Consider the following 12,994-nt stretch of genomic DNA (forward strand, 5'->3'; position numbering starts at 1 on the left):
CGCGGCGGCGGCCCGGGGGGGGGGGGGGGGGCCCCCCCCCGCCCGGGGGGGCCCCCCCCCCCCCCCGCGGGGGGGGGGGGGGGGGGGGGCGCGGGGGGGGGGCCCCCCGCCCGGGGGGCCCCCCCCGCGGCTCGGACGGCACGACGGGCCATGGCGCAGTCGTCGTGCAGCCGGCGCAGCAACAGCCGCTGCTCCTCACCGGTGTCGGGCGCACCCGGGGGCACCGGCTCCTGCATGGAGCGCTGGACGGCCGTCTCGTACATCCTGATCTCCCGGGTGAGGACCAGCATCAGATTCACCAGAAAGGCGTCGCGCGAGGTGGGCCCCGCGGCCTGCGCGTGCTGGCTGATCTGCCGGCGGGCCGCCGGGGCGTCGCCGAGGACGGCCCACAGCGTCGCCAGGTCGTACCCCGGGAGGTACCAGCCGGCGTGGTCCCAGTCGACCAGGACCGGGCCGGCGGGGGAGAGCAGGATGTTGGAGAGGAGCGCCTCGCCGTGGCAGAACTGGCCCTGGACGTGGGCCAGTCCGTGCAGGAGCTTCTGGAGGTCGCCCATGTCGCGGTCGGTGAGCAGCCCCAGCTCGTGGTAACGGGCGATGTTGCGGCCGTAGTCGAGCGGCATGTCGAACATGCCGGCCGGGGGCCGCCACAGGTTGACCCGGCAGAGCGCGCCCAGCGCGACCCGGACGTCGGCGCGGGGCGGGGTGGTGGACGGGTGGCGCTGGGCCGCGGCGGGGCGGCCGGGCATCCGCTCGATCACCAGGGTGCCGTTGTCCGGATCGGCGGCGATGAGACGGGGGACGCGGACGGGCGGGCGGTGCCGCACAAACGCGCGGTATGTCGCTATTTCGTGCTGGAACCGCTCGGCGGAGGAGGGGGAGTGGTCGAGTAAACACTTGGCCACGGCGCTGTTCCGCCCGGCTGTGCCGACGAGCAGCACCGAGCGGCTGCCGCGTCGCAGTACCTGCACCGGGTTGAACTCGGGGCAGATGCGGTGCACCGAGGCGATCAGCGGGCGGAGCTCGGCTCCCTGAGCGCCCGACAGGTCGAGTCTGCCGCTGAGGGGTTGCGCGCCGATCCCCGGGCCCCGCCGGGCCCGGCCGCCCCCGAACGCGGCTCCCACGGCATGGGAGGGATCGAGGTACGGTCCGCCGCTCTGCTGGGGCGGCCGCAAGGGCCGGAGCGGAGCGGACACGGAGGTCGATGCTGCATACATGGGCGGAACAGATCCCTTCGTGTGCCGTCGAGGGGCCACCCCTGCGGATCACCCCCCCGCATGCGCGGGGACTGCGGTGGAGCAGGGTCGTGCGTGCAGTCGTCGCGCACCCTGGGGAATGCGCGACGGGTGGCCGGGGTGGCGCGTTCCTACATCACACCCGTTCATGGGTGGCACACCATCTGGCGGACCCTGGCGAACCCTGGCGAATACTCGCCTGGCCCCTGAGCGACCGATACCTTCAAGTCAGCCGAGGAACCTGGGGGCTTGACGTGACGAGGGAACCCAACACCCGCCTTGCGGACCTGTTCGGCCTGGCCGGATGGTCCAAGGGCGAGCTCGCGAGGCTGGTCAACCGGCAGGCGGCGGTCATGGGACATCCGCAGCTGGCGACCGATACCTCGCGGGTGCGGCGCTGGATCGACATGGGGGAGTCCCCCCGCGATCCGGTGCCCATGGTGCTGGCCGCCCTCTTCACCGAGCGACTCGGTCGTGTCGTGACCATCGAGGACCTCGGGTTCGGCCGGCGCGGGCGCGCCGGCAGGGGACAGTCCCACGACGGACTGCCCTGGCCGCCCGAGCGGACCGCCGCGGTCCTCACCGAATTCACGGGAATGGACCTCATGCTCAACCGACGCGGCTTGGTGGGCGCGGGTGCCGCGCTCGCCGCAGGCTCAGCACTCAGCGGGGCGATGCACGACTGGCTGCACACCGATCCGGCCCTCGTGGCCGACGCCCCCCGTTTCGACGACCCCCTCCACCGGGAGGCGGCCCGCACCGGCTTCGCCGAGCAGGCCGGTTACGACCGCTACGAGGCGGCCCCGGTGGGCTCCACCGAGATCGACGAGCTGGAGCGCTCCGTCGACGTCTTCCGCGCCTGGGACGCGGCGCGCGGCGGCGGCCTCCAGCGCAAGGCGGTGGTCGGCCAGCTCAACGAGGTCGGCGGCATGCTCGCCTACCGCCACCCCGAGCACCTGCAGCGCAGGCTCTGGGGGGTGGCGGCCAACCTGGCGGTGCTGGCCGGCTGGATGTCCCACGACGTGGGCCTGGAGCCCACCGCCCAGAAGTACTTCGTGATCGCCGCCCACGCGGCCCGCGAGGGCGGCGACCGGCCGCGGGCCGGCGAGGCGCTCTCCCGGGCCGCCCGGCAGATGGTCCACCTCGGCCGCCCGGACGACGCGCTGGATCTGATGAAGCTCGCCAACTCCGGCTCCGGCAACGAGACCCTGCCGCGCACCCGCGCCATGCTCTGCACCGTCGAGGCCTGGGCGCAGGCGTCGATGGGCAAGGGGCAGGCGATGCGGCGGACGCTGGGCCAGGCCGAGGAGCTCTTCGTCTCCGACAAGCAGGACGTCCCGCCGCCCAGCTGGATGCAGCACTTCGACGAGGCGGACCTGCACGGGATGCAGGCCCTGGCCTACCGCACGCTGGCGGACCACGATCCCGCGGCGGCGGTCATCGCCCAGCAGCACGCCAAGGAGGCGCTGCGGCTGCGGAAGGGCGGCCACCAGCGGTCCACGGTCTTCGACTACATCTCGATGGCCTCGGCGTGCTTCATCAGCGACGATCCGGAGCAGGCGGACACCTACGCCCGCCTGGCGCTGGTCAGCATCGGGGAGACCTCCTCCCACCGCACCTGGGACCGGCTGCGCGAGATGTACCGGCTGACCGGGAAGTACGCGGGGTACGCCCGCATCGCCGACCTGCGGCACGAGATCCAGCGGGCGCTGCCCAAAGGCCCGTCCAAGAGCCGGACGGCGATGGCCTGAGCCCGGCGCGGGGCGGCCGGCCGATCAGGGGCCGGCCGCCGGGGATGCGGTACGGCCGGCTCAGGAGCCGATGCGGGCCACGAGCACGCAGGCGTCGTCCTGCCGCGGCTGCCTGTTCCACGCCTCCAGCACGGACCGGACGCATTCCTGGGCGCTGCGCGCCGTGGTGAAGCGGGCCGCCAGGCCCTGCAGCAGGCTGGAGCCGACGCAGGCGTCGGTGTGCAGCAGGAGCACGTCGCCGGGCAGGAGTCGCTCCTCGGCCTGCTCGTAGCGCGCGTCGGTGATGGCTCCCAGGAGCACGCCGTCCGGGCGCGGCAGCGGGCGGGCCGTGCCCCCGCGGAACAGCAGCGGGGCGGGGTGCCCGGCCTGGGCCCAGGCCAGCGTGCGGGTGCGGGGGTCGTAGCGGCAGCAGACGGCGCTGCCCAGGGCCGGCTGCGCGGAGGTGTCGAGCAGCTGGTTGAGGCAGCCCAGCAGCGGGCCCGGCTCGGTCCCCGTCATCGCCATGCCGCGTACCGCGCCGAGCAGCACGGCCATGGTCGAGGCGGCGGCCACCCCGCGCCCGGTGAGGCCGCCGGCGCCGAGCAGGGTCATGCCGTCGGGCAGCGGCAGGGCGTCGAACCAGTTCCCGCCGACGGCCGCGCCGTCGGCGGCGGGGAGGTAGTGCCCGGCGACGTCGAGGGCGGTGTCGGCGGGCCCCGCGTCGCGCGGCACCCGCAGCGGGCCCTGCCAGGGCGGCAGCACCGCCTCCTGGAGCCCGGCCGCCAGCTGCTGCTCGGCCCGGGCGAGCCGGCGGTGGTGGTGCAGGGAGTCGCCGGAGGCGATCACGGCGTCCCGGCCGCGGTGCAGCTCGGTGACGTCCCGCAGGACGGCCCACATGGCGGCGGTGCAGCCGTCGTCGTCGAGCACCGGCTCGCCGCGCATGTGCACCGTGCGCGGGCCGTCGGGGTGCACGAGGCGGAACTCGCCGTCGATCGGCTTGCCGTCGACCAGGCAGTCGGTGACCAGGGCGGCGAGCAGCTCCCGGTCCTCCTCGACCAGGCAGGAGGGCAGCTCGTCCAGGGTCAGGGCGCCGTCGCGCGGGGAGCGGCCGAAGAGCCGGAACAGCTCGTCGGACCAGGTGACCTCGTCGGTGAGCAGGTTCCACTCGGCGCTGCCGCCGCGGCCCGCGCCCGGGGCGGGCCGCGGGGCCGGGACGTGGTCGGGCGCGACGGGCAGCGGCGGCCCGTCCCTCAGCTGCCCCAGGCGCGCGCCCAGGTCGTCGAGCTGGTGGGCGGCGAGGTCGCACAGGGCGCGCTGCCAGCGGCCCAGCGGGTCCTCCGGGCCGTGGGAGCCCGCCGTCACGCGCCGCACGGCGTCGATGCCGCCCCGCAGCCGCCGGGTCTGCGAAATGAGCTCGTCGACCATGCCGGCGGGCGGTCCGCCCGGGGCGTGGTCCGCTGGGAATTCCGCGGGGGAGGCAGAAGAAGGGGACGGCATCACGTACTCCGTGGGGGTGCGGGCGTGGCCGGCGCCGGTCGGGCCCGCGGGGCGGCCGGGAGGACTGCGTGATGACTCTTGCACAGTGGGCGACTGCCCGTAAGGCGTTTGGCCATACCCGACCCGGCGGTGACGACGGAATATGCCAGAGGCGTGACCGGGCATATCGGGCGAGGGCTCGGCGGAACGTCCGACTCCGGGTAGGCTGCGGGCGCTCGGTCCGCCGAGTTCCCAGTTCACCGGCATAGCCCGGGTGGACACCGGCAAGAATGCCGGACGACGGAAATCCCGTTGCCCCGCCGACTCCCGCACCGGATGCTGACCTCATGTTCGATCCAGACATAGCGCCCAGCGGCACCCTGCTCGGCCTCCTCCAGCGAGGCCGCGGCGACGGGACTCTGCACGCCCTCGCGGCGCCGCGGGCCGAGGCGCTCGCGGCGCTCGACCAGTGCGTCCGGCGCGACCCCCGCCACGACTGGCAGGTCGAGAACCGGTCCCTGTACTACGCGCGCCTGTATCTGGATCTCGACGGCGGCCTGGAGGAGATCGAGGAGCACCTCTTCCACCCCGACGACCTCCTCGACCCCGACGAGGGCCGCACCGGTCTCGCCCTGGCCGTCCTGGGCCACCTCGCCTCCTACGGCCGCGAGGACGCCCTGCGGCTGCTCCGCCGCTACGCCGCCGCCGGCGGCAACTGGAGCTGGGCCCTGGACGAGCTGGCGCTGCGCGACGACGACGCCTCCCTGGCCGCCCTCGGCGAGCGGATCGTCGCCCGCTTCCCCCGCACCCCCGAGGGCGAGGCACAGCTCGCCGCCGCCGTGCGCGACGCCTTCGAGCCCCGCCCCTGGCGGATCTGGGCGGACGACCGGAACGCCCCGGCCACCGCCGCCCGCGTCCGGGAGGCCCGCGAACAGGGCGCCTTCGACCGCTGGCAGCGCCAGCTGCGCCCCACCGGCCCCCGGCCCGGCTGGAGCGTGCGCGAGGTGCTCGACTGGGCCCAGGCGGGCCTCGCCCTGCACCCCGTCCAGCTGCGCCACCCGGCCGGCGCCCGCTGCCTCAACGCCGTCGCCGGCCCCGAGGACCGGCTGGAGATCATCGAAGCGGCCGCCTTCGGCCCCGAGGCCGCCCGCGCCACCGCCCTGCGCTACCTCGCCGAGCACGACGACCCACAGGCCCTCGACCTCATCGAGAGCGCCGCCGCCGACCCCTCCGTCCTCGTCGCGGAGTCCGCCGTGACCGCCTTCGAGCGCATGCGCGGCCCGGCCGCCCTGGACCGCGCCCGCCTCTGGGTGCACCGCACCGACGGCCTCGGGGGCGCCGCCGCCGGCATGCTCGCCTGCCGGGGCGCCGAGTACGACGCCGCCCTCGTCCTGGCCGCCCTGCGGCGCACCGTGCGCACCGAGGGCCCCGACGCCCCCGTGCTGTGGGACCTCGTCGACGGCACGGGCCGCCTGGCGATCCGCTGCGCCGCCCCGGTCCTGCGCCACGTCTACCGCGAGACGTCCTCGTCACACCTGCGGGGCCGCGCCGCCCGCGCGCTGGCCGCGACGGACCCCTCCTTCGCCGCCGGCTTCGCCGTCGAGTGCCTGTGGGACTGCGAGGAGACCACCCGTGAACTCGCCGCGCGCCACGCGACCACGGCGGACGCCCGGGTCGTGGAGCAGCTGCGCCGGCTCGCCGCCGACCCGGCGGAGGAGGCCGAGGTGCAGACCGCGGCCTGTGACCGCTTCGGCCCCGACGCGTCGGCGGTCTGACGGCCCTTGGTGCGGGTCCGTCGCACCAGGTCTGTGCCAAGCTGTGGCGAACACCGGTAGGACCAGGAGGTATTGATGACCGAATCGACGCCGGGGGAACAAGGTGCCGGCGAGGCCGGAGCGGCCCGCGAGGACGAGGTGAAGCGCAAGTTCCGCGAGGCGCTGGACCGCAAGCGCGGGCGGTCGGCGGACGCGGTCGCCGGCGGCCGGGGCCAGGAGGGTTCCAAGGTCCACGGCACCCATGGAAAGGCCGGCGGGCAGCGCTCGTTCCGGCGCAAGAGCGGCTGACGGAGCCGTGCGCCCTGCTGGGGGCGGTGCCGATGTGCCGATAATGGTGTCCGCACCGCGGCCTGTGCCGCGTGGCACCCGACAGTCAATCAGCACCGGATACAGGGGGCGTCGATGAAGAGCGAGCAGCAGCACGGGGGACGGTACCGGGGGCGTCTGGCCCGCCGGTTGTCCGCCGTCGTGGCTCTGGCGCTGGGTACCGCCCTGCTGGCCGCGCCCGCCGCGTCGGCCGTGGGCGCACACCCGTCGGCCCGTACGGCGCAGCACGTGGTGGCGGCCGCGGGCACGCAGGACCGGACCCGCGGCGCGGACGCCGCGTCGCAGGACACGGGCGACCGGCCGGTCGCCCAGGTCCGTCAGGCGGATGCCGGCCAGGTGGCGCTGGCGAAGGAGAAGAAAAAGAAGAAGAAGGGCTTCTTCAAGAAGCTGGGCATCTTCCTGATCGTCCTGGTGATCGTCTTCATCCTGATCGTCGTCGCCGTCATCTGGCTGATCGTCCACTTCGTGCGCAAGGGGCTCCGGCGCCGCTCCTGAAAGCGCCCCGCATGTGAAGAGGGCCGCCGTCGCGAACCGCGACGGCGGCCCTTGCCGTGTGCGCGGCCTCAGCTGGTGCGGGCGACCCAGGCCAGGGCCAGCCACGGAGTGGCCGCGGAGCCGATCGCCAGGCTCCAGCCGGTGGCGGTGTCGGGAAAGCCGGTGAGCAGCGGGACGACGAGCAGGGCGCCGCACACCAGCAGGAACGCGGCGGGCAGGTGCACCCAGGGCTCGAAGCGCCGGGCCCGGGCCACGGCGGTCTCCCGGCGGTGCATGCCGACGGCCGTGCTGAGTCCCGCGGTGAGGGTGAGGATCCAGATGACGGGCAGGGCGATGAGGCGGCCGACGACGGACGAGATGTCCTTGTCCACGGGGGGCCGTACGCCCAGGTCGGGACGGCTGGGCGCGTACAGCAGCTCGATGGGGCGGCCCTGGGCGAGTTCGCTCTGGGTGCGGACGCCCTCGACGGTCACCTGCCGGGGCCCGGAGTCGAAGGGGACGGTGACGACGATGGTCGAGCTGAACTCCTCCACGTCGTTCTTCCGTGAGCGGGTCGTCTCCGGCTGACCCACCACCTTCGCGACCCGGAGCTCGCGGGTGTGCCCGCCGGCGCGGCCGACCTCGGAGAGCCACTCGCCGTCGGCGCCGTCGGGGCCGACGCCCTGGGTCAGCGCGGCGGCGCTGGTGAGGGCGATGCCGAGGCCCAGGACCCAGGACAGCGCGCGGGACCGGCGCGGCTCGGGCCAGGGCTCGTGGCGCCGGCGCCAGGTCTTCTTCCGCAGCCTGGCCCGCCGTTGCGCGCGGACCAGCACCGAGGCCAGGATCCAGCCCAGGCCGCACAGGGCTGTTGCCGTGAGCAGCCACGGCAGGTGGCGCTTGAGGGGCAGTTCACGGTCGGGCAGGGCGCCGAGGAGTACGGTCGCGTACCCGGCGAGCAACGTCGCCCACCCGGTCCACCGTGTCCCTGCCCTCATGCCCCGCTACCCCGCCCGTCTGATGATCTTGACGTGGACAGCGTAGTTGGTGCGCCGGGGACGCCCGCAGGGTGCCTCGGGCGCGGGCCCGCCCAGGAGGGCTTTCTCAGGCGTAGGGGGCGAGGAAGCGCTCCGGCTGGCAGGCGTCGCAGGGACGGACGTCGTGCGTGGCCATCTGCACCCGCGCCTCGGCGGTCGTCAGGGTGGCCTCACCGCCCTTGGGCACCCAGCACCCGGCGTGGTGCAGCTCCTGCAGGACGCCGCCCGAGCGCCGGTGCAGCGTGACCGGCCAGATCGCGTCCTCGAAATCGGGGCGCATTGTTCGGCGATGGGAAATATGCGTTTGCTCCGAGTCTCCCGAGAGACGTTTGAGTACGACATCGCGAACCCAATCGTGCGGGGAACGGCCCACTCGGTGTGCCGCTGCCTCAATACGGTCGAGTTCGTCCGGGGTGAACAGCTCCTCCATGACGGGGGACAGTAGCAGCGGAAGGACGTCGTCGCCCCCGGTTCCGGGGGATGAACCCACAGTGCTGACCTGCGAGTTGACCGGGGTGTACGGTTCGCCTCGGCATGTGCCCGCGGCCCTGCGGCACGTGACGCGGGGCTCCGGCCGCGGTTATCTCCGCTGGCATAGGACAGACGTGTATTCCGGGCGGCGCCGATGGATACCCGCGCCCGGATTCCGTGATTCCCGCTATCACCTGTCCTCGTGAATGCGAAAGCGCACGGGGGGTGGCCGGGCGGTGTGCCGGGTGCACGGAATTCCGGGTGAATATGGGGCAAACGGGGTCGATTTCCGGAAAAGGCCCGCAGGTGATCAGTGCGAGGCGTGCGACCCGAGGTAGAAGAGCAGCCAGATGAAGCCGGCCAGCAGGTGGCCGAGGACGATGTAGATCAGCACCCGCCAGCCGATCGCCTTCTCGGCGTACTTCTCGTCGTCGCCGCTCACTGTCGTCCCGCTCTCCTGTCGCCGGCCGTTCCCGTCGGCGCCCTGGGCCGGCCGTCGAACGCCATCCGCTCATCGTAGAACAGAGCGTCGGCCGGGCGTCGGGCCGGATCGTGATCATCCGAATTCACCGATGACCTCCGGGCCCCGTGGGCGTTGTACGTCGATGTGTGGGCCGTGTGGGTGATGCCGAGGTGTGTCCGGTGAATTTGTCACATGATCGTAGGTCCGTTTTGTTAGTTTATCTCCGCTGTTTCCCGTTCGTCCGTTTGTGGCTGGGGGTGTAGTGGTGGCGGTTCCTGCACGTGAAGCCCGGCGGGCGGCGGCTCGTGGGAAGCCCGCCGCGGCACGGGCGCCCGGTGAAGGGGCGGCGAGCCGGTCGGCCGGTGGAACGGCCGCCGGGAGCATGGCACTTGACGAGGCGTCAGCGGACGTCGTCCCCCTGCCCGGAGGCGGCTCGGTGCCCGGAGGGCCCGGTGCCCCCGGCTCGGGCGGCGGTGGCTTCAAGGGCCCCGGCGGCCCTGGAGCCGGCGGTCCCGACGGACCGCGCGGCGGGCCGGTCGCCCCCTCCCCGCAGGGCGCCCGGCCGGACTACGACTACGCGACGTTCAGCAGACTCGCCGGGGAACTGACCGAACCGCCCGCCGGGACCTACCGGGTGCGCTACCGCCGGCTCGTCCGCGGCGGGCTGCGCGGCCAGGTGGGCGCGCTGCTGCTGGTGACGGCGGCACCCCTGGTGTCCCTGGTCCTGCTGGTGTGGCTGATGCTGCCCGACCACTGGGCGGCCCGGCCGTTCATCGGCGCCTGGGAGCGCGTCGGGGACGTCCTGATGATCTTCTCCATCGGTCTCATCGAGACGTTCCGCCTGGTCAACGTCATCTCCAACGCGCATGCCACCTGGGTGGCCCGCGATCCCGTACCCGTACGGGCCCAGCCGGGCACCCGCGTGGCGTTCCTCACCAGCTTCGTCCCCGGCAAGGAGCCGCTCTCCATGGTCCGCGCCACCCTGGAGGGCGCGGTGCGGGTGCAGCACGAGGGGCTGCTCGACGTCTGGCTGCTCGACGAGGGCGACGACCCCGAGGTCAAACGGCTCTGCGAGCGGCTCGGCGTGCGCCACTTCACCCGCAAGGGCATCGAGCGGTGGAACCAGCCGTCCGGGTGCTTCCGCGCCCGCACCAAGCACGGCAACTACAACGCCTGGCTCGACGCGCACGGCGACGACTACGAGTTCATGGCCTGTGTGGACACCGACCACGTGCCGCTGCCCAACTTCCTGGAACGGATGCTGGGTTACTTCCGCGACCCCGACGTCGCCTTCGTCGTCGGACCGCAGGTCTACGGCAACTACACCACGGCCGTGACCAAGGCCGCCGAGAGCCAGCAGTTCCTCTTCCACGCGCTGATCCAGCGGGCGGGCAACGCGTACGGCGCGCCGATGTTCGTCGGCACCAGCAACTGCGTCCGGGTCAGTGTGCTCCGCCAGATCGGCGGGCTCTTCGACTCCATCACCGAGGACATGGCCACCGGGCTGGAGATCCACCGGCGCCGCAACCCCGCGACGGGCCGGCGCTGGCGCTCCGTCTACACCCCCGACGTCCTCGCGGTCGGCGAGGGTCCCTCCTCCTGGACCGACTTCTTCTCCCAGCAACTGCGCTGGTCCCGGGGGACGTACGAGACGCTGCTGCGGCAGTTCTGGCGGGCGGTGTGGACCATGTCGCCGGGGCGGGTGCTCAACTACGGCCTGATGGTGGCGTACTACCCCATGGCGGCGATGAACTGGGTGCTGGGCGCGCTGTCGTGCGTGCTGTTCCTGGGGCTCGGGGCGGCCGGGATCAACGTCGAGTCGCAGGTGTGGCTGATGCTCTACGGCGACGCGGCGGCGCTCCAGGTCGGGTTGTACGTGTGGAACCGCCGCCACAATGTGAGCCCGCACGAGCCGGCGGGTTCCTCCGGCACGGCGGGCATGCTGATGTCCGCGCTGTCCGCGCCGATGTACGCGCGTTCGCTGGGCCAGGCGCTGCTGCGGCGGCGCTCGCGGTTCGTGGTGACCCCGAAGGGGGATTCGGCCAGTCCGGACCGGGTGGTGACGTTCCGTACGCACTTGACGTGGGCGGTGGTGCTGACGCTGTCGCTGGTCGCGTCCGTGGTGCTCAGCCATGCGCACACGGCGATGCGGGTGTGGGCGTTGCTGGGGCTGGCGACGACGTTGTTGCCGTTGGCGGTGTGGCAGGGGGAGTTGCTGGCGCAGCGGAGGAAGGGGCCGGTTGCGGAGGGGGTGGCGGGGGCGCCGGGGGCGGGTCCGGAGGAGGAGTCGGCGCGGACGGTGGGGCAGCGGACGCCGGTGTGACGGAGGGGGGTTGCTTGCCCCCGGCCCTCCCCCAGAGGGGGCACCCCCACTTTCACCGTTTCTTCCGGGGCTCCGCCCCTCGGCCCGGCACCGCGCTCCGCGCGGTGGTGCGGGGGCTTCGCCCCCTGCGCCCCCACCGGGGCTGCGCCCCTGGCCCCGCTTCGGGGCTCCGCCCCGGACCCCGTATCGCGGCTTCGCCGCTCGTCCTCGAACGCCGGACGGGCTGATTCGGCGCGCCAATCCAGCCCGTCTGGGGGTTGCCCCCTCAGGGGAGTTTGAGGACAGCGCCCGGAGGGCGCTTCGGGGTCCGGGGCGCAGCCCCGGGGAAACGGTGAAAGCGGGGGTGCCCCCTCTGGGGGAGGGGCCGGGGCAACCTCCCTCACGCACCCGGCCCCCGCGACGGCACCGCCGTCCCCGCCGGCTGCTGTGCCGGCACCGGGACCGGTGGCACCGCCGGAGCAGGCGTCGCCGGGGCAGGCGCAGGGGCCGGGACCGTCGGCGCGGGGGCCGGGGGAGCGGCCGGCGGGGCCGCGGACGGCGGCGCCGGCTGTGCCGGGACGTGTTCCGCCACCGGGCTCGGCGCCGTCGTCGCCAGCCCCAGCGCGTACTCCGCCCACCAGTGCCCCGCCGGCGGCGCCCCCCGACAGGCCCCGTCGGACTCGCCCGGCCGCTTCACCCATACCAGTGCATCGACCAGCGGGTCACCCGTCACGGTGGTGGGCGGTGCGCCGAGCGCCCGTCCGGGAGGGTTGCACCACGACTCCCCGTCGCCGGGCGTCGGCGGCAGCGGGCCGTTCCCGTTGCGGCTGGTGTCGATGATGTAGTGGGCCCCGCCCAGCAGGGCGGACAGCCGGCCCCCGTACTCGCGGGTCACCGGCGTCGTGTGGAAGTTGGAGACGTTGAGCGCGAAGCCGTCCGCCTCCTCCACCCCCGAGCGCCTGAGCAGGTCGGCCAGCCGGGGCTGGTCGGAGATCCAGCCCGCGTTGCCCGCGTCGAGGTAGACCGCCGTGCGGGGCAGGGCCTTGAAGGCGCGGACGGCCTCGGCCAGCAGCTCCGGGCGTTCCTGGGCGACCTCGGCGGGGGAGACGCAGCCCGAGGCCAGGTGCGCGATCGCGTCCGGTTCCAGCACGACCCAGGCCCGGCGCGGGCCGATGCCCTCGACTGCGCGGGCGACCCACTCGCGGTAGGCGTCGGCGTCGGGCGCCCCGCCGGAGGAGTACAGGCCGCAGTCGCGGTGCGGGATGTTGTAGGCGACCAGGAGCGGTACGCGGCCGGCCCGGGCCGCCGCGCGGGTGACCTCCTCGGCCTGGTCGTGGGGGTCGTCGCCGGTGAGCCAGACGGCGGTCGGCTGGCCGGAGATACGGCGCAGGGCGTCCGCGTCGTCCTCCCGGCCGCGTTCCTGCCAGACGTGCGCCTGCCGGGCCGCGCGGCCCAGCGGCTCCACCCAGAACGGCGACGGCGGGGCCGAGCCGGCACCCGTGGCGTCCGCCTGGACGGCGAAGATCGGCAGACACATGGTGCCCGCGCTCGCCAGCAGGATGACGCCCCTCCGGGCGCCGACGAAAATGCGGGCCGTACGCGCCCTGTGCATGGACTCCACCCTTCACCTGGGCAACACCGGTCCACACCAGCCTCAAATATGGCGGGTCGTCAGGTTTTGTTTTGATGCGCCGAACAGGTCGGGCGTTG

10 protein-coding genes and 1 pseudogene are annotated in these 12,994 nt (G+C 74.0%); 5 read left to right on the plus strand and 6 right to left on the minus strand.

What is annotated here, in order from left to right; translation table 11 throughout:
* Window positions 1-119: 119 nt before the first annotated feature.
* A pseudogene (locus tag I5Q34_RS09070) lies at window positions 120-1,214 on the minus strand (aminoglycoside phosphotransferase family protein); the annotation flags it as partial.
* Between the two features lie 272 nt (window positions 1,215-1,486).
* Here I5Q34_RS09070 and I5Q34_RS09075 point away from each other — a divergent pair.
* Window positions 1,487-2,983 (plus strand): hypothetical protein, encoded by a 1,497-nt coding sequence (locus I5Q34_RS09075; protein WP_199891674.1) that lies wholly within the window; start codon window positions 1,487-1,489, stop codon window positions 2,981-2,983.
* A 60-nt stretch (window positions 2,984-3,043) separates the two neighbouring features.
* Here I5Q34_RS09075 and I5Q34_RS09080 read toward each other — a convergent pair whose 3' ends face one another.
* Complete coding sequence (locus tag I5Q34_RS09080; RefSeq protein ID WP_199891675.1) at window positions 3,044-4,459, minus strand: SpoIIE family protein phosphatase; 1,416 nt, start codon at window positions 4,457-4,459, stop codon at window positions 3,044-3,046.
* 326 nt (window positions 4,460-4,785) lie between these two features.
* On the opposite strand from I5Q34_RS09080, the gene I5Q34_RS09085 reads away from it, so the two are divergent.
* From I5Q34_RS09085 to I5Q34_RS09095, 3 genes are all read left to right on the plus strand, one after another.
* Window positions 4,786-6,213 carry a HEAT repeat domain-containing protein gene (locus I5Q34_RS09085; protein WP_199891676.1) on the plus strand — a complete coding sequence of 476 codons (1,428 nt, stop codon included), beginning with the start codon at window positions 4,786-4,788 and terminating at the stop codon, window positions 6,211-6,213.
* A gap of 75 nt (window positions 6,214-6,288) precedes the next feature.
* On the plus strand, window positions 6,289-6,501 hold the full coding sequence (locus I5Q34_RS09090; RefSeq protein WP_199891677.1) for a DUF5302 domain-containing protein: 213 nt from the start codon (window positions 6,289-6,291) through the stop codon (window positions 6,499-6,501).
* Between the two features lie 114 nt (window positions 6,502-6,615).
* Window positions 6,616-7,035 (plus strand): hypothetical protein, encoded by a 420-nt coding sequence (locus I5Q34_RS09095; RefSeq protein ID WP_199891678.1) that lies wholly within the window; start codon window positions 6,616-6,618, stop codon window positions 7,033-7,035.
* Between the two features lie 68 nt (window positions 7,036-7,103).
* Here the strand turns inward: I5Q34_RS09095 and I5Q34_RS09100 are convergent, their stop codons facing one another.
* The 3 genes from I5Q34_RS09100 to I5Q34_RS34545 all read right to left on the minus strand — a co-directional run bounded on the left by I5Q34_RS09100 (window position 7,104) and on the right by I5Q34_RS34545 (window position 8,961).
* Entirely contained in the window at window positions 7,104-8,009 is a 906-nt protein-coding gene (locus I5Q34_RS09100) for a hypothetical protein (RefSeq protein WP_199891679.1), read from the minus strand.
* Between the two features lie 106 nt (window positions 8,010-8,115).
* Window positions 8,116-8,328 (minus strand): DUF6233 domain-containing protein, encoded by a 213-nt coding sequence (locus tag I5Q34_RS09105; RefSeq protein WP_049716178.1) that lies wholly within the window; start codon window positions 8,326-8,328, stop codon window positions 8,116-8,118.
* Between the two features lie 501 nt (window positions 8,329-8,829).
* Complete coding sequence (locus tag I5Q34_RS34545; protein ID WP_277965410.1) at window positions 8,830-8,961, minus strand: DUF6126 family protein; 132 nt, start codon at window positions 8,959-8,961, stop codon at window positions 8,830-8,832.
* Window positions 8,962-9,364: 403 nt separating this feature from the next.
* Here I5Q34_RS34545 and I5Q34_RS09110 point away from each other — a divergent pair, with 403 nt between their 5' ends.
* Window positions 9,365-11,305 (plus strand): glycosyltransferase family 2 protein, encoded by a 1,941-nt coding sequence (locus I5Q34_RS09110; RefSeq protein WP_199891680.1) that lies wholly within the window; start codon window positions 9,365-9,367, stop codon window positions 11,303-11,305.
* 379 nt (window positions 11,306-11,684) lie between these two features.
* Here I5Q34_RS09110 and I5Q34_RS09115 read toward each other — a convergent pair whose 3' ends face one another.
* The gene (locus I5Q34_RS09115; RefSeq protein ID WP_199891681.1) at window positions 11,685-12,896 is read right to left on the minus strand and encodes a glycoside hydrolase family 6 protein; all 1,212 of its coding nucleotides are present in this window, start codon (window positions 12,894-12,896) and stop codon (window positions 11,685-11,687) included.
* Between the last annotated feature and the right edge of the window lie 98 nt (window positions 12,897-12,994).

This window comes from Streptomyces sp. AV19 (assembly GCF_015999245.1).
Taxonomy (GTDB): domain Bacteria; phylum Actinomycetota; class Actinomycetes; order Streptomycetales; family Streptomycetaceae; genus Streptomyces.